We start from the raw sequence: 17,593 nt of genomic DNA on the forward strand, positions 1-17,593 counted from the left end.
CTCATCTATTCAAACTTCAGAAGCTCCCTACCCGAATCATCAAGTATTTCAAACATCCATTCATTGCTTATGCTGCTTGAACAGATGTAGTCTCATTTATTGCCAGGTTAATAATTATTGACATTCACTTATAGATTGTTGAATTGCATCAATATCATTTGAAATTTTATTCTGAATTTCATCGCCACTCAAGCCTTCACTGCGAAAAGAGGTTTCTAACAGGAGTTGCATGATTCTAGACATGTGAACACTAATTTCTTGGGCTATCCTCGGATCTACTTCTCCATTTTCATCAGGTGAAATTAGATCCTCTGTCAGCTTAACAGTATCAGCAATTAATTCATTCCTCTCCTGGGAAGTGAACATCTCACTAGAGTTAAGGCGGCTTAAGGCTTTAATATTTGTAATAATTCTGTCCAAGCTAGGACATTTTGCACTACCACTACCACACATAATCGATCTCCCTAATGTAAGTTGTAAACTAGTTTCTTAAGCAAAAAGGCAAATCTTCCTCTATTATTTCAGGGGAGGTACTTGAATAGTTGTGTAAAATTTGACACCCTAACAACATTAAATTATCCAAAGTGGGCTGAAATTTCTCATTCACCGCTTCACTCTTTTCAATTTCCCAAATCCTAATATTTCCATCTTGATCAGCGGAAGAAAAAACTAGGGAACTCGTTCCCAACCGTGTTGGGTTTGGAATGAAGCTAATGCGATCAACTGAGCCAGGAGAAACAATTTCTCTATAGCGTGTTTCGGGTTCTCCTTTGTTTCTCCAAGTTTCAATTACTTCAGCGACATCCCATATTTTTATGGATTGACTAAAGTTGGTGGAGGCGATGAATTTATCATCTGGGCTAAATTCTGCATAGAATACATAATTTTCAGGAGCTTTAATTCTACCCAGAAGTTGTCCTTGTTGAGCCCATATATTTATAAACCCTTTGTCATCAGATGATACTATCATGTCCCCGTTATTGCTAAATCTGACTGAGGTGGCTACGGAAGATAATTCCTCTGTTGCTCTAAAACGCTTTGGATCACTAATATTGCTTCCATAATTCCATAGTGCAATGTCATAATTCTCATGCCCTGTAGTAACAAGTATTTTTCTTTGAGGATGGAAATCCAAACCGTATATCTTATACTCTGCATTTTCTAAAGATTCCTGCTCAAAGAGAACCTGCGCTGGCAACGGGTTATTAACATCTTCAATATTCCATATTGATATAAATCCTCCTTTACCAACAGCAGCAATTTCTTGATTGTTATTACTGAAGCCGATGTCGTAAACTTTATCTCTATGAATTAAATCACTTAATTTATTACCTTGGGTATCCCAAATTATTACGTGTTTATCAGTACTGCCTGATGCAAAAAATTCTGAGCTATGACCGAATCTCACAGATCTAATTAAATCTGTATGTGCTGATTTGATAATTGGTAAAGAACTTCCTTGAAATCTCCAGATCCCAATATCTTTATCAGCGCCACCAGACACAATTACGTCTCCATTTGGATCGGAATCGATGCCAACAATTTCTCCAGTATGGACTTCTAATCGATTGCGTTCATTGATACTCAACAATATTTCTTGTAATTCTCTTAACTCTTGATCTTTCTCTCTGTCTATCTCTTTCAGTTCGCTCAGTAGTTTTACACTGGCTAGAGCAGCCTCAAGTTCATTATGAGTTTCTAAGAGTTGTTTAGCTTTACCAAGCGATTCCCCAATAATTCGTGCTTCTTGTTCCGATGCTCTTGCTTGCTGATATTGTGCAAAACCTCCTAACCCTAAGCTAAAAGTTGCCAGCACTCCAGCAACGATCGCAAACTGTCTTTTGCGTTTTTCAGCTTTGGCTCTAGCAGTTGCTTCTTTTGCTGTTTGTGCTTCGGCTTCGGCTCGTCTTTCTGCCTCTAATTTCTTTTCGAGTTCTGCGATCGCCCTCGCCTCAGCTTCTTCCTTCAGCCGCTTTAGTTCTTGAAACTCTCGATCGCGCCTTTCCAAACTTTTTCTCACATACTCCGCTTCTGGTAAGTTCTGCCAATCGAGTTTCTCTTCAACAGCTGCTAGTAGAGCACCTGATAACAGCGCATCATCTGACGCTTGATACTTGTCTTTCCAATCAAAACAATCCGACTCAACTCGATGCTTAAGGCGAATTTTCTCTCGATCGCTTTCAATCCAGCTTTGTAGAAGTGCCCATTCAGGCAGCAGCGATTCATGAGCCAATTCAATGGTCTTCTCATCAGTTGCTATCAGCCGCTCATTAGCTAACTGATTGATGACCTCGCGCATCATGTCTGGCGCAAACTTTGGGAGTTGGGCAATTGCGTCTAACCGCTCCCAAGTTGTACGGCGGCGCGTAACGGCTTCCCCCTCTCCAAGTTGTACTAGTTCTTCTACAAACAGCCGACGGACAAACTCCTGTTCTGATTTGCTAAAGCTGTTATAAAGCAAGGTTGCTTGTCTTTCTAATGCACCACCTACTCGACCAATCTTGTCGTAGCTTTTCCAGGTTAAGCAGGGCTGAGGAGATTCTGTTTCCTCAATGCAGACCTTCCATAACTCCTTAAGAGCATATTGCAATAGCGGTAATGCTCCCGGACGATCAATGACATCAGAAATAATTTGCTGAATTAATCCTGGCTCAAAGTCAACACCTTGTTGAGCAGCAGGTTTGGCGATCGCCTCCTCCAACTCCGCCCGAAAGTCTGGCAAACACAGCGACTTCACCATGTACCCCGTAGGACGAGAAACATTAATCAGATCAGCAATTTCGGGATAGTCGCCACACTTCACCATGAAATCCGCTCGAATCACAACGACAATTCGGGTTTCACAGTCAGTTCTTCCGGCTTCGTTTGCAATCAACCGGATGAACCCTCGTCGCTCGGACTCATCTTCGCAGAGCGTAAAGACTTCCTCAAACTGATCAATGATTAACAAAAAGGGAACCTGAGAAGACTGGTGTTGCTCCAGAAATTCTATCAACCGCCGTCGAGGATGCCGACCGGGAGTGATGACCTCAATGTCCCACTGGTTATTACCAGAAAAATGGCTCTGTCTGAGTTTTGGCAGCACTCCCGCTTTAATCAGGGAAGATTTTCCACTACCAGAGGAACCCATCACTGCCAGAAATCGATTACTAGAGATGCAGCCAATGACATCCCAAACTGCCTGTTCCCGTCCAAAAAAGCGATTCTTCTGCTTCTCTTCAAAGGCATAGAGTCCTAGATAGGGATTGACAGGATTGAATTCAGAGGATTGGGAGGTTGGGACGGGGGCGAATCACAAAGGGCGGCTTGCTCGGCAAAAAGGGCGTATAGCTCAACGCCTGATAAAACGCCTTCTCCATCGCCGTGTCATAGGTCTTTGTGCCCCGCTTTGCCGTGCCCCGCTTTGAGGAATTGCCGCCCTGCTTTGCCTCAATCAGGAAATGCCCTTCCTTATAAAAATCAGCAAAATTGGTCGTGATTCCATCCTTGTGAATCACCTGAATGTCTTTATCAAAACAGTACGGGTCGCCTGGAATATTTCCCTTTGGCGGCGGGCGATCAACCCCCAACGCCTCACACAAATCCAGAAAAAATCCCTGATAGTTGGCTCGCTCATTCCCCTGCGAACCCTGCCATTTTTTGAGGAATGCTTGGATGCGATCGCCATCTTCAGGCTTCATACCCACTTCCCCCATTTCCAACACCAGCACAACTGGTAGACACAGTAAGAAGAGGGTTGAGCGACCAAAGAAAGGGCATGACAGACAAAAGCGTTACGTCTCGTAATTTATGCTTAGGCTGCCCACTATTTTGGCATTGCGCTCAAGCGAATGTCAGGGAATTCACAGGATTGCAAGAGATTAACCAGCAATACGATTGGCATTCATTCTGAAATAAAACCGGCAAACAAAAAGCGATCGCCCCCTATCCTCGCGAAGAGTTGTTGAGAACCCTAAATGCCCATAGCGATTAACCTCCCCAACAACAGCATCTCAGCTCATACTTCAGGATTGCTCTCTAAACTGATAGGGCATCGAACCAAAACTACGATTTGGGTGGTTGAGTAAATTCTGGGTAGGGGCGATCGCTTCCCCGCCACAGGTACTCGGTAAGCTGTTGCCCAAACTGCTTTTCTTCAGCTGGGTTAGTGGGAACGGGAAAGTGAAGGGATTTGTAAAGCTCTAGGCGGTGTAAGTCAAAGGCTGACTCTAATAGGTCGCTGTAGGTTGCGGCAGCTTCCAGCATCCAGCCATAAGCAAACCATGCTACTACTATCCCGACTGGAATTGCCCACCAAGCCCAAACCACCCAAACCCAAAACAAGACTCCCCATAACCAAACACGCGCTGCTGTATTGAGATCGGTACGGGCTTCCTGCAATTCTTTTTTGACAGCATCGGGAAGAACTAACCACAGGCGCGACCAGCAAATTACCGCATCCAATCCATATTTCTCAGTTGGACGGCTTTCGGCTGCCCTGAGGAGATTGCCCAGTTGGGTAGGCATTAGCCGTTCGGGTTGGGATGGGGCTTGGCGCAACTGCCAGTCGATCGCAATCAACTCATCTAGCTCTTCGGGATTCAGATCCTTTTGAGCTTGCCGCAACTGATCCCGCTTAATTGCCAGGTCTTGCCAACGCTGGTCAAGTCGATTGAGTTTCTTATGCTGTTGCTTGAGGAGCCAGCGACGCAAGGGATTCATCCAGCTAGACCAGTAACCCTCAAAAAATCGCAGCACCGCCAGATCTAGCTTTTGAATAGCGAAGGCAGTGACCAAAACGATCAACAAGCCCACAAACAAAATAGCGATCTGGAGGGGTTCGACCAGTTGAGTGAACCATTGCTCTAATGAACGCCAGCCAAATTTTTGAATCCACGCGGCTAATCCACCCAACCAAAAGACAAAAGCTGGAGTGAATAAGTTGGCTACCCACTGTTCTGCCAGTTTTCCGCCCAGGCTTTCTAACAATTTGGTTGGCATGGCAATTTCTATGCTCCCTGATCAGGGATAAGTTCACCATGTGTGGGGCAGGTCGGTACAGAAATCCCAACCGATCGCCGATACCAGACATAATCGCCTTGAGGGCAGACGTACTTCTGCGCGGGAACAGCACCACTGCCACCGGGTAGACGTTCAAATCCTCTTGAAACCTGCGCTGAACTCAAAAACTCCTTAATCCACTGAAATGTATTCGGATTGCTTTTGAGTAGCTCCAGAATTTGGGTATCAACTGATTCTCCAGCTTGTGCTTGTGCTAGCAAGTCAGCCAGTTGTTGATCAACCTGAGTAGCATCTGAACCTAATAGGGATGGCAAAGACGGACGGATGGAACGGGCGCATTCCAAAATATCTTCTGGGGAAAATTTCGGGGTCGGCATTGTGCAATTCCTACAAATAGGAAGAACTATTACTCAGAGAATAACCTTGTGAAGGAGTGGCAGAAGTTTCAAATGATGGTCAGGAGCGATCGCCCTCCTGACCACAAAATTCGAGTTCTGACTGAGCATTTCACAATCCAAAATTCAAAACTCCTCATCAATGGCTCCCATAAGCTTTAATGCTGTGCGCTGGGCACTGGTTAGCCCAGTTGCCCCAGTAATATTTAACCCAGCACAGTGCTGGCAATTAATCACTTGCAGGCACTCACCTGTAGCAGCATTCCAAAGGCGAAGGGTTTCGTCATCACCACCCGAGACAATCCGTTCTCCATCGGGGCTAAAGGTGACTGACCTGACCCAATCCTCATGTCCCTGAAAGGGCTGACCTACTGGGTTGCCCTGCAAGTCCCACAGCCGCACTGTAGCGTCAATACCACCCGAGACAATCCGTTCTCCATCGGGGCTAAAGGCAACTGACCTGACCCAATCCTGATGCCCCTGAAAGGGCTGACCTACCGGGTTGCCCTGCAAGTCCCACAGCCGCACTGTAGCGTCGTCACTACCCGAGGCAATCCGTTCTCCATCGGGGCTTAAGGCAACCGACCAGACCCCTCTCTCATGCCCCTGAAAGGGCTGACCTACTGGGTTGCCCTGCAAGTCCCACAGCCGCACTGTAGCGTCGTCACTACCCGAGGCAATCCGTTCTCCATTGGGGCTAAAGGCGACTGACCTGACCCAATCCTCATGCCCCTGAAAGGGCTGACCTACCGGGTTGCCCTGCAAGTCCCACAGCCGCACTGTAGCGTCACCACCACCCGAGACAATCCGTTCTCCATCGGGGCTAAAGGCAACTGACCTGACCCAATCCTGATGCCCCTGAAAGGGCTGACCTACTGGGTTGCCCTGCAAGTCCCACAACCGCACTGTAGCGTCGTCACTACCCGAGACAATCCGTTCTCCATCGGGGCTAAAGGCAACTGACCTGACCCCTCCCTCATGCCCCTGAAAGGGCTGACCTACTGGGTTGCCCTGCAAGTCCCACAGCCGCACTGTAGCGTCGTCACTACCCGAGGCAATCCGTTCTCCATCGGGGCTAAAGGCAACTGACCTGACCCCTCCCTGATGCCCCTGAAAGGGCTGACCTACTGGGTTGCCCTGCAAGTCCCACAGCCGCACTGTAGCGTCAGCACCACCCGAGGCAATCCGTTCTCCATCGGGGCTAAAGGCAACTGACCTGACCCAATCCTGATGCCCCTGAAGAAATAATAGAATCCGTCTGGTCGCTGTTTCCCAGAGTTGAATCGTGCCTCTGCTATCTCCGATTGCTAGGTATTTGCTGTCCGGGCTGAACGTTACAGAATTCACCCCTCCTAACACTGGCGCGACAACAGCTCCAGTCAAATCTGCATTCACCAAGTTCACCCAGCGCAAACTGACAGGGGCAAAGTTAACTTGCATCAATACTGTCTGGCTCAAGTCACTCTGCTCCAGAGCATAGGGATTGACTCCCAGCAGTAATTTCACCAGGTTACCTCCGAAGTACCAGACTTCACTCTGTTGCTTAGCCCGCGTTGTCTGCACCAGGGCTAGCAGCCGTTCTCGATAACCCTGTTTATCCAGCATCGGTACTGCCAGATCCAGCACAGCTTTTGCCAACGGAGAATCCGCTAGGTGTTGCATCAGTTGTTCCAGAGGAGCAGTGGTGAATGAGTGGAGTGGCGCGATGGGTAGAGGCAGATTCTCTGCCCCACACTGACGCTGAAAGTAGTTTGTCCAGGTGTAGACTGTTGCCGAAGCAGTATCATCCAGATAGGCTTGAGCCTGAGCTAATTCGGTAAAGTCAGGGGCTAATATGCCCAACTCTGCCACCAGCTTGTAAGCCACAAAAAACTCCAGAAGGGAGCGATGGGCAGGGCTGTAATCGCCTTCGGCGTTGCGAATCAGCATCGTTTGCCCCATCATGTCGTACTGCCAGTGGTCTAAATCTTTCTCTTCCTGCACCTGAGAACTAAATAGCGTGCGAATGCGGTCTGGAAACTCTACGTAGTTTATGCTCATCCGATCCGTCGAAAGCATCTCCCAGGACAATTCACACAGAAAATAAAGCTTATCTGCTAGAGACGTAAAGGTACGCTCTGCCTTAATGTCTCGCTGCATTTTGTGTCGCACTGCGTAGAGATAGACCCGTGCAATGTCTATAGGTTTTCCGGCTTCAATCTCCGGGAGCGCTTCTATAACTAGTTCCGTCATCACCGGACGACGAGCCAAATCCAGAAGGGCTGGGTTGCTCATTACCTGTTCGACTGTTTCCGATTGCGCCTGAAACGCCAGCACCTGTCGAATCTGGTCATCATTAAACTTCTCCAATTCCAGCACTTCAAAGCGGGGCGTTTCAAACGGCAGATGAATTGTAGATGCCTGCAACTCTGCACTTAGCAATGCCCGTCCTTCCTTCGCCTCTGGAAAATGCTCCGTGCGGCAGGTCAAAATCACTTTGGCTCCCGGCACTACGACCTTCGCCAACTCCCAGAAGTTATTCACCATCTGCTGACGGTTTATCCTGGCTGCCATCTCATCAAACCCGTCAAAGATCAGCAGCAGCTTGCCCATCTGGTTCAGTTGTTCAAATACCGAATAGCCAGGAATTGGAATTTCATGCTTACGGAAAAAGAATTCTGAAAACAGCGATTCCACACTCACTGCTTTGGCATAATCCCGGAGCGGAATTACCAGCGGCAGACGCGGACGTTCTACACCCCGTTGTTTCGCGTCTTTATATCGTTGCAAAGCTATCCAGGCATAATGCAGCACAAACCAGGTCTTGCCTGTGCCAAATTCCCCCAAAATCGACAGGTGCTCTTTCGCCGGGTCATCCAGCCAGCGATCTACATAGCCATCAACCCAGCCATCCTCCGCTGCATAACGGCTAACCCCCATCCTCTGCTTCGTTACCAAATCAAATTCTTCTTTAGTGCAAGCCAGAGGCACATAGTTCTGATCAATCTTCCGTTGCTGAATCTCTTGTTCAAGCCAGCTCAAATATCCACTAAAGTCAGCGGTTTGATCCAGCAATTCATCCAAGGTGTAGCAATAAAGGTGCTGGTTTTCCTCCTTTGTCTTTTCAGTACGGCAAGCAGGACTAATTCGGCGATTGGTCACTAGCCATCCTTCATCAGTTCTCTGTTGCTCAACTGCTTGGCGAAGGGCTATAAAATCCCCGATACTTGCCTCGCCAGCGACTCCCCGTACCACTACCCGGTCATATCCTCGTCGTGTTGGAATGTTAATGCCCCATTCAAAATAATTTGTATCCCAAACCTTGTACGACTCAAATTTGTAGTCCAGCGTCTCAAACCACTCCCGCAATTGTGTTGCCAACCCCGCTGCCTGACAGGTTTGCTCAGGGGGTGACTCAGCGATCGCAGGCGTTGGTTCGGCAGTGCTTGTCGCTCTAGAAACAAGATTGATCACGCCCACATTGTTGGACACAAATCGCTGAGGTTCTGCCTTCAATTCTTGCCGTAAAAAGGTTACTAAGGTTTCATTCGTCACCCATTGATTTGACGGTGGCGCTAAATCAAATCCGCGCAGAATTGCCTGAGTGAACGCACTATACTCTTCTCCATTTACCCCAAGTACTGGCTCAAATTCTCTTGAAGCCGCAATGAAACAGCGATCGCGTGCCCGCCCTCGATTGCCCGGATCAGCCTCCGAAAAATTCAGCAATTCTCCTGAGTAGCAGCAATCCAACCAAACAATCTGCTGCCGGATTGGGCTTTCCTGCAACAATTCCCGCAACCACTTCAAACTCAATCCCCAATTCCGTGCAGCTGGATTAGCGTCACTCGCTGCCAAAAATCCCTCTGAACTTCGCCGCCCTGTTTTCCGTAGTCCATGTCCAGAAAAGTAAAAAAGAGCTGTATCAGGAATGCTGTTCCCTTCAGGATAAAAAAGCTGTTCTAATGCTGCTTCCAGGTCTGCTACTGTGACATTTTCGTTGTGAGCAATCCGACGAGCATCATCCTCAAATGGGTCTAGATACTCCGGTAGACGTATGACATTGAAATTGCCATCCTGTTGAAGCCGTTGAGCGATCGCTTCTGCATCGTTGGCAGGTGCTGACAAATTCTGCAAGCCATCGCACTGATAGGTATTGATCCCAACGACTAAAGCATCGCGGCTCATAGGAGAAACTGCTCAACTAAAATTCCTTCGACGAATTTGACACACAATTCCAGGAAAAGCCGTGATTTGGATGCGATCTTTAGACTTTGGCAAAGGCAAAGAAGGCGATCGCCCTCGAGAATAGGAGCGATCGCCCAAACACGCCCTAAAGACCGAACCTAAAGACCGAACTACATTGGGTCACTTGGATCAAACACGACCGAAAACTCAGCTTGAGGAATCAACTGCTTCAGCGTTTTTCGGTGTCCGTCCGCATTCGACCAATTGCGAAACCTACCAACAACTATCTGTTGCATCGTTGGCAACAGTCGAACCACAAGCCAGGGATTCAAACGGTTCTGATACGACATAATGAACTCATCTCCAAAACTAAACAAACGGAGTCAGAGCCAGTCTTCATGCTTACCAGGCGGGGACTGGCTCTTGTTATTCAAAGATTCGCTCCAAATTTAGCACGAAGCAAGCCCAAATTTGTAGCTAAAAGGTAGCTATTATGTCGTTATAATCTAACTTGTCCACCTTGGCATGTACGATAAAGGACGACACCAATGCCAGAGCCGCCCGTGAGCAAGCGTATTCACATCACCTTGCCAGATTCCATTTATGAAGCCTTAGAGCGATGGGCAGACAAACAAGGTCGCCCCACCGCTAATTTGGGATCTTTCCTGATCGAAGTTGCCGTCCTAGAAGCACAAAAAACGGGGGAAATTCCCCCCGGTTCAGAAAATCCGCAGAAACGATAGTTCTCAAACCTTTTTTGAGCTATTGCTCTTATTATTCTTTCCTCAGTACACCTGTTTTATAGTCTGCTGACTCGCATTTCAGATTCTTAAACGCGCAACTAGAAAGAGCTATGCAAAACTGCGATGCAAGCATCTGCTCTTCAGATGGTGTTAGAGGCTCCAGACATACATCTTTCAGTCCCGTGAACCGGGATGTGACCTTTGCAACTTCAGGGTTTGATAGTCGCGATTGGGATGTTTCCGCTTTTAGTCCCGTGAACCGGGATGTGACCTTTGCAACTTGGACCCGATGGAGAGGAAAACGTTCTAGACAAAGACTTTCAGTCCCGTGAACCGGGATGTGACCTTTGCAACTGATGCGTGTAAAAGGCAGGGGATAAACGGCTTTCAAGGACAGTTTTGGCAAACCTCAAATTGGGGGTTAAATATCCCTTTCAAAAACTTACCATCGTTCTTTCATTTCAGCTAATAAAAACCAGAAAGTATTGTAGTTTATGGGTTCTGGCAATTCTGGCAAACCTTCTGGGATTTTAGCCCTCGCTTAGGTTTGCCAAAAATCTCATCGCACTGAATTGTCTAGCACTGTCTCGCCCATTCCCATCGCTGTCTTTCGCCCCACTCCAGAAAAGAAAGCAAAATGAGCCAATATCGTTGCAATTTTTGCCTGCTCTGAATCAGGAAATCGGTACCTGACCCAGCCAACTGCTCCAAGTTCAACTGAATTTTTTATTCTCACCTTTTCAGTTTTAAGGTTGTAATCAGAAGTCCATCCGCTCCAATGAACTCCACGAAATTTTAATTCTGCCGGGGCAAATGCATTCCAACGGCGACATAAACTGCCGAACACAGCTTCAGGTAAGGGAAAGGGTTGAATTCCTTGCCCAGTGTTCAGCTTAAAGCTAGTTGGAGAGAGGTATTTCAGTGTCAATTCATTCAATATGATGGGGGTCTTAGTAAGCAGAGCATAATCAGATGAACGAACCCATGAATCAGTACCCGGCAGCATGTTGATGCTTTGAATTACAAAAGAAAATCTTGCCAAGGAGAACGGTGCATCTTCCAATTTCTCTAATCCCTTGAGCAACGGTTCTATAAGACCTCCGTTCAACAGTCCAATTCGGAAATAGAATTCATCTCCTGCCTTCGCTTCTGTCTTCTGACATTGACTCATTAATCTAGAAAGGCTGAGGGGCGCTTCTTGGCTCTTGTGAATTGCCTCAGAAACTTCTGGATTGCCTTGACGAAACCACTCTAAAACTTGAGCATAAATGGCTCGACCACAAGCTGAAGGTAAAGCCCCACTCTCTGCGGCTCTTAAATGAACGACTAGAGTATTTAACCCAGTAGGCTCAACACAGGGCAGGGGCATTACTGGCTCCATACGCTATTCCACTTGGTAAGCAAACTCTACTCGGCAAGCCTTTAAGGGCTGACCATTCTGTCAATCCCTGCCAGTTAGCTGGTTTGGAAATTTTCCAATAGTTACCGAATAGTTGTGCTTGACTCAGCAGGCTTACAGGAGGCATGACAACTCGGTTGTATAGCAGTAAGCGATTTGAATCGGGTAAATCTATTGGATTTAAAGGATGCTCACAAATATACTCACCTGATTTTTGTTTGATCCCCGCTTCGGGAATTGGTTTTACCTCTACTTGAATTTTGGCTGCCCACTTACCCAATCTAATCCAACGGGGAATTTGAACAGTTTCAGGCGCAATAATATACGTTCTATAGGTGCTGCCTACTGCTAATTCTTTTGCTCGCCCGTAGTTAATGGGATAGTTGCGATCGCTGCCTTTTTCGCCTAATTTTTTAGGGCGATCGCAGTAGGCAACAGGAGACGATTTGAAAGTATTAACTTGGTATGACCAGCGAATGGGTAAGGCTGGAAAGACATAAATTCCTGCATCGTTCAGATGCAACAGGTTTTGTTCGTTATCCGCCTCCAAGTAGCCGGGACGTTGGGCAGTTTCGCCCTGCAAACTGTATGGTCTTGGGATGTAGGTTGCTTCAAAGAAGGCAAAGCTAAGTGCCCAGTTGTGTAGGTATTTCTCTGTCTCGTAGAGAGTTCCCATCTCACGCGAGGCAAAGAATACGTTGTCGTGGAGGGTCAGATGACAGAAATAGAGAACCATTTGACCACCTCTCAAATAGAAGAGCCTTGCTCTGCTTTCTTCTTCTCTGCTTTTTTCTTTTCAAGGACTAGTGCTCCATAGGTTTCGGAGTAGGTCTGGGCTTTTTGACACAGCGTACTCATCGTGGTTCGCAGCCTTGCTTCATCCTGATACATACCAATCACTTCCTCCAGTAAACTATCTAGTTCATTGCCAGAAATTATAGTGCTGCGAACTGGCTCCTTCCTCAAACAGTTTTCTGCCACCATTGCTGCCTGCTGGCGAACTTCTCCAATGGGTACCTGAGTATCACCTTTTGCACTCAAGGCATCATAGATTGCTTGGGTGAAATACAGGTTGCTGAAAACCTCACCGTCGCAAAAGGCAATACCGATAATATGGTTAGTCATCGTTCCGGTTCGAGATTCTTGCCCGCCATAACGGCGGGTGCGAAGCAGATTACCCAGCACATAAATGAATCCCTCAAATGTTGGATCACGCAAGGTTTCGACACTGGGAAACGTCACTTCCGGCAGGACGTGATCCAAGTCATTAATCGAATTCCTCATTTCTCCTTTTTCGCTCATCGTGCCGTTTTCAGATGGGGCGTTGAAGGTAAAACTGCGATGAGAGGTTTCATAGGGACTAAGCGAGAAGGCTGAGTCTGAGTAAACCTTTGAGCGCTCTGCTCCTTTATCTCCAATACCAAATCCGTAGATAATACAATCTGGGCACTTTTTGCACGATTTTTGACTGTTGTACTCGCAAAAGTTGTTTTCCCCTTCCACTGCACTAGTCAATCCCAGCGATCGCAGCAGTTGCCGCCCAACCAATCGTTCTGGTGTCACCTGCTTGCGTTTGAACATCACTAAACGAGTGATCAGTTGTCTGGACTTTTCACCCTCACTTTCCAATCCAGCTTGAGTTCGAGCCGTATTCAGTACTCCGTCGGTTTGAAAGACTGGAAAAGACTGGCTGTGACGCACCAGGAAAAAGTGAACATAGTTTCCCGATGCCAAGCGGGGAAAAGCAGCGTGAAATTGAGGTCTTAGTTTCTCCAGCAGGCTCATAGTTGTGCTCCTTCCACGTCCTGCTGTTTCGTTTTAGATTCCGACTCCTGCATTGCCAGTAGGCGGTAAGCAAACTCAGCACCTGACTTAACTCGATGGCGGTGTTCTTGCAGGAGGGCGCGATCGCCTTTGTACTGCCCTAGAAATAGATCCTTGATACAGGTAGTTACGAACTGATGGATTGCCTGTATCTCGTTGTTGACGCGAATTTCAATCGACAGCGACTGATCCATGATCAAAGGACGCTTGTAAGGTTCCTGGCGCTTTAGGGCATCATGCAGCCGTCCTGCTGTCTGTAACATAAGGGTCTCGATCGGTAGGTCACTGGAAGTTGAAAGAATGTCTTCTAAGACCTTCGATAGGGGGAGAACAATGGCGTAGGATGATTTCGCCACATGGACTCGATAGAACATGCGATATTCCTGAACCAGCCGTTGAGTCAGTTCAAGTTGCTGTTCCATATTTAGATCTCCTGCTGCCCAAATCTGAGCAAATTCCCAGTACTGTTGAACTTTGTCATCCGAAAGATTTTGAAAATGCGAGCGAGCAAGGCTAAAAATAGCTAAGACATCCGTTACGATCGCATGTACTGTACCCGGAAATGATTGCCAGCGAGAGTCGGGGGGTTTCGACCGACAATCAAGATGAATCGTGTAGGCAATCAGTAAGCGATCGATCCAATCACTCAGATGTTTGGACTGCTCCTGCAAGTGCTCCTCCAGATGAAGGGTAGTTGGCAAACCCAAAAGACTCCAAAAACTTGCGGGTCCATCCACCTGTGCTGTCGCCTGAAACTCGCTGCCCCTGTTGTAAGAAGGTACGGAACTGGCAGTAGCAACTACTTTAATACCCAGTAGAAGTGGGAGCGCGATTGCTAAAAACGCAGGTTCAATCCAGGCATCAGTCGTAGTTTTACCTTTTGTAGTGGTGTAAGTGACCGCCAGGAAAGGCAGATCACGTTTATCTTCCGTGTTTGAGTCGAGATCAGTTCTAAGCCAGGGGTAGAAGCGCAAAGCATTGGCATCCATCCCGTGCTCCTGCCAGAATCGACGAATTTCCCACAAGTTGACCTGCTTGAGTTGATTGACTAAAAGTCGAATGGCTTTTGTGATTTGGGGAGCGTGGACAAAGGCAGGAAAAAGGTATAGAAAAATAGGCTGTTGATCTTCCAGTTTGCCTGCGGGAACAGACCAGAATGCCTGCCGTAGGAGCATCTCCAACGACCAAATCTTAGAAATCCCTCGCTTAAGCTGCCGCCCCCCCAGCGAATTCTTGTTGCTGTACTGCTGCGGTTTGAACAGAACTACCGAGTCCACCTGATCTTCTGAGAGAAATTCTCCAGAACTTAAGGAGCAAATGGGCTGCTTGGCAAGCTTGGTCTTAGCATTGACGTAGCCTGCCAATTCTCGTTGAAACGAGGTTGCTTGTACATCCCAGCTTTGAATTTCAAGGTATTGTGTCACATAGTCATAAAAAATTTCGCGAGTCGGATTAGGGTGAGTGGGCAACAGCTGATTTTGCTCAGCCCAGGTTGCTAACTGTTCCGCTAAATCTTGAAGCTCTATCAAGAAGTGATTTGGAACTGGGTTATTTGAGTTCGGAGTGGGATGCTTGGCAACGTAATGAGCGGCTGCATGATACCAACCTAAGTTCACGCCTCCCGCATTCCGCTGAGTCTGTTCAGGAGTGATGTCAGATTGAATCTCTAGTTTTTCAAGAATCCAGGCAATGAATTCGGGACGATTCCTAAAAAATTCTCGTTGAACCAGGATGAGAAACTCTGCAAGGCGATCGCTTCTTAAATCGGCACCCCCCGCCAAAAACTCCTGCTCGGTTGAGTCAAGACTAAGCCTTACCAGTCGTTTAGGCGTTGCTGGTTCCTTCTCATTTCTGACGTAAGCTTTGATGATACTAGGTAAATTCCGAATCAACTGGGCTGGTGAGAATAGCTCCAGCGTTTGAGGTGCAGCTTTTAGACCTTTACCATCTCGCTTGAAGCCAGCTTCTCCTCGAAGCATACTGTCTATTAATCGATCACTGATCTGTTTCCATGCAAACTCCTGGAATTCTATGTGAGTGGGTACTCCACTATTGGGTGGTGCAAGGTAAATAATGCCTTCAGGGAAAAATAAAATTGGTTGCCAGTCCAGCTTCTCAGTAAATTGCAGGACTGCATTGTGGATACTGTTGGTGAGTAGTCCAATACAATTACGGAGGCGATGATAAATCAGAGTGCGATTAATCCCCAGCTCATTCATTACCCCTTGGAGGTAATTGCCCCTCAGTGTAACGACAATATCAGCAGGGTCGGAAATGTGAGCGGCGATCTTTCCAAAAGTAAGAAGTTGGTTTAGAAGCAATTTCAGCCGAGGTTCAGGAATTTTATAAGGAGATTGTTTTGTTGGAGCAATCCTCTCTCCTGCCGTCTGATAAATAGTTGGAACTATATAAGTAAGCTCTGGTAGATACTCTTGCCACCCTGCCCAAAATGCGTCAAGGTTCAAAGTTTCTCCTAAGAGAATAACTGGTGTACGTTCTGAAGTTTTTGCGCTGTGCTGCCAAAGGTTGCGATAACCCTGGAATGTGAATCCTAAGCAAAGCAGCCGTTTTTCACTGTCAGATAATGCAAGTTTTTTACTCAGGAATGGAAGTAAGTTCCAGACAGTTAGGAGTCCATTTAGAATGAAGATCAACAAGCTTTGGTCAGAATCATTAGTGCTGTAAAATACCCGCTGCACCTCATCCAGTTTTCCTAGCTGTACAAACCTATCGTTGCTTGATCCTTCAACAACAGGGAGCATCCCAAACTTCTGTTCCACAGCAGGTAGTACTGTCTCGATATAAGCAAGAAGCACTGGATCGAGATCGGCTGGTAGTGTCTGAAGGAGGAGAGTCTGAAGAAGGGTTGCCATAACGAACCCAGTTTGAGCTCAGAGTGCTGGTAATTCTCCGAATGCTACAGGAAATTTCTGGAAGGAATCAGAAAAGCAATATTTTCTTTCGATTGAGAGCAAAGTGGTTCTTCATACTCTACAACTCGCTGAAGAAGTGAGATGGAAGCAGTCACTGGCTATTCAATTACCTGTTAAGTATTTCTTTGTTTCTTCTTGAGGGATAACCTGCTAATATCTTTCATTAATACACCTGTACCTATTGAGGCTAGTGTAAATAGATCTCATAGTGGGTCAATAGCAAAAATTGTAACGATCTAGTATCAAGCTCTTGGTATAAGTCAACTCATCTATACATTAATGGAGGAAATCTGTCTCTCCAGAGTTTTCTAATCAGCAAAGAGGTGAACAGGTAACAAAGCAACATATTGTAGAGAACCCACAACCTATGACTTCTGAGAATTTAACCCTTCTAAATATCCCCGAACGGAGCAGACTTTACCATCTAGAGCCAATTGCAGTCGGTACTCCATACGTTGAAAGTTTAATCAGCTATATTTGCCGCCTTGCTGAAGCACATTGTGTCTCTCCAGGAATTTTGCTTAAGAAAGAAATCCTCCCCATTTTCAGGAAGAACTACTCCATTAGTTTTGGAGGAGTTTACACCCTACAAGCGGATGGATGTGGTGTTTTAGTGTCTTCTATGACTAAGCCTGTTTACCGGAAGAATCCCAACGAGTATGGGCTATTGGCTTGGCAGTATCTTGAGGGGCTTCAGTTATTGACATTGAGGGCAGATCTGCAATCACTGATTATTCCTATCGACACAAATCAAGTTTTGGAGGGTATGACGGGGCGGGAGCTAGGGCGAGATTTACGAGCCTGGTGCCCCGAATGTTTTCAGCAATGGCATTCGAGCGGACATTCCATTTACGAGCCCCTCCTTTGGTCAATTTCTGCTGTCATGATATGCCCCTATCATCACAAACCGCTACAGTTCCACTGTCCACACTGTCGAAAATCGCAGCGCCCTCTCACGGCTAAAACAAGAGGGGCTCAATGTTCTCAGTGCTTTAATTGGTTAGGTGTTCGTGCAGCAGCATCTGAAAAAGAACTTCTAATTGCGTTGCAATTAGAACAATATCTTGAGATTGCAGAACAGATGATGAAATTTATAAGTTTGGGTTGATTTGATTAGCTAGCAATCAATGG

The 17,593-nt window shown here is 46.8% G+C and carries 13 protein-coding genes, 1 pseudogene and 1 CRISPR repeat array; of the genes and pseudogenes, 2 read left to right on the forward strand and 12 right to left on the reverse strand.

The window, feature by feature from the left end:
• Positions 1-114: 114 nt before the first annotated feature.
• From H6F88_RS31505 to H6F88_RS31535, 8 genes and pseudogenes are all read right to left on the reverse strand, one after another.
• Entirely contained in the window at positions 115-453 is a 339-nt protein-coding gene (locus tag H6F88_RS31505) for a hypothetical protein (protein ID WP_190646778.1), read from the reverse strand.
• A 28-nt stretch (positions 454-481) separates the two neighbouring features.
• Positions 482-970: a hypothetical protein gene (locus H6F88_RS34770; RefSeq protein ID WP_347277771.1), complete on the reverse strand. Its 489-nt coding sequence runs from the start codon at positions 968-970 to the stop codon at positions 482-484.
• Positions 971-1,351: 381 nt separating this feature from the next.
• Positions 1,352-3,232, reverse strand: a pseudogene (locus H6F88_RS34775) (hypothetical protein); the annotation flags it as partial.
• Positions 3,233-3,260: 28 nt separating this feature from the next.
• Positions 3,261-3,680 carry a type IIL restriction-modification enzyme MmeI gene (locus tag H6F88_RS31515; RefSeq protein ID WP_190646780.1) on the reverse strand — a complete coding sequence of 140 codons (420 nt, stop codon included), beginning with the start codon at positions 3,678-3,680 and terminating at the stop codon, positions 3,261-3,263.
• Between the two features lie 364 nt (positions 3,681-4,044).
• Positions 4,045-4,980 carry a hypothetical protein gene (locus H6F88_RS31520; protein WP_190646781.1) on the reverse strand — a complete coding sequence of 312 codons (936 nt, stop codon included), beginning with the start codon at positions 4,978-4,980 and terminating at the stop codon, positions 4,045-4,047.
• A gap of 8 nt (positions 4,981-4,988) precedes the next feature.
• Positions 4,989-5,378 (reverse strand): hypothetical protein, encoded by a 390-nt coding sequence (locus tag H6F88_RS31525; RefSeq protein ID WP_190646782.1) that lies wholly within the window; start codon positions 5,376-5,378, stop codon positions 4,989-4,991.
• Between the two features lie 144 nt (positions 5,379-5,522).
• A complete protein-coding gene (locus H6F88_RS31530) occupies positions 5,523-9,563 on the reverse strand; it encodes a caspase family protein (protein ID WP_190646783.1) in 4,041 nt (1,346 codons plus the stop codon).
• 170 nt (positions 9,564-9,733) lie between these two features.
• Positions 9,734-9,913: a hypothetical protein gene (locus H6F88_RS31535; protein WP_190646784.1), complete on the reverse strand. Its 180-nt coding sequence runs from the start codon at positions 9,911-9,913 to the stop codon at positions 9,734-9,736.
• Between the two features lie 213 nt (positions 9,914-10,126).
• Here H6F88_RS31535 and H6F88_RS31540 point away from each other — a divergent pair, with 213 nt between their 5' ends.
• The gene (locus H6F88_RS31540; protein ID WP_190646882.1) at positions 10,127-10,306 is read left to right on the forward strand and encodes a hypothetical protein; all 180 of its coding nucleotides are present in this window, start codon (positions 10,127-10,129) and stop codon (positions 10,304-10,306) included.
• Between the two features lie 171 nt (positions 10,307-10,477).
• Positions 10,478-10,662: direct repeats of the CRISPR family, unit length 33 nt; unit sequence AGTCCCGTGAACCGGGATGTGACCTTTGCAACT.
• A gap of 203 nt (positions 10,663-10,865) precedes the next feature.
• Here the strand turns inward: H6F88_RS31540 and cas6 are convergent.
• The 4 genes from cas6 to cas10d are packed head-to-tail and all read right to left on the reverse strand — an operon-like array spanning position 10,866 to position 16,402.
• Entirely contained in the window at positions 10,866-11,687 is an 822-nt protein-coding gene (gene cas6, locus H6F88_RS31545; protein ID WP_190646785.1) for a CRISPR-associated endoribonuclease Cas6, read from the reverse strand.
• Entirely contained in the window at positions 11,656-12,441 is a 786-nt protein-coding gene (cas5d, locus tag H6F88_RS31550; RefSeq protein ID WP_190646786.1) for a type I-D CRISPR-associated protein Cas5/Csc1, read from the reverse strand. The genes cas6 and cas5d overlap by 32 nt, the downstream gene beginning before the upstream one ends.
• An 11-nt stretch (positions 12,442-12,452) precedes the next feature.
• Positions 12,453-13,490, reverse strand: a complete 1,038-nt coding sequence (gene cas7d / locus H6F88_RS31555) for a type I-D CRISPR-associated protein Cas7/Csc2 (protein ID WP_190646787.1) — start codon at positions 13,488-13,490, stop codon at positions 12,453-12,455.
• Positions 13,487-16,402 carry a type I-D CRISPR-associated protein Cas10d/Csc3 gene (cas10d, locus tag H6F88_RS31560; protein ID WP_190646788.1) on the reverse strand — a complete coding sequence of 972 codons (2,916 nt, stop codon included), beginning with the start codon at positions 16,400-16,402 and terminating at the stop codon, positions 13,487-13,489. Before cas10d ends, cas7d begins: the two co-directional genes overlap by 4 nt.
• Positions 16,403-16,829: 427 nt before the next feature.
• On the opposite strand from cas10d, the gene H6F88_RS31565 reads away from it, so the two are divergent.
• Positions 16,830-17,570, forward strand: coding sequence for a TniQ family protein (locus tag H6F88_RS31565; RefSeq protein WP_190646789.1), 741 nt, complete (start codon positions 16,830-16,832; stop codon positions 17,568-17,570).
• Positions 17,571-17,593: the final 23 nt, after the last annotated feature.

This window comes from Oculatella sp. FACHB-28, assembly GCF_014696015.1.
GTDB lineage: Bacteria > Cyanobacteriota > Cyanobacteriia > Elainellales > Elainellaceae > JAAUTN01.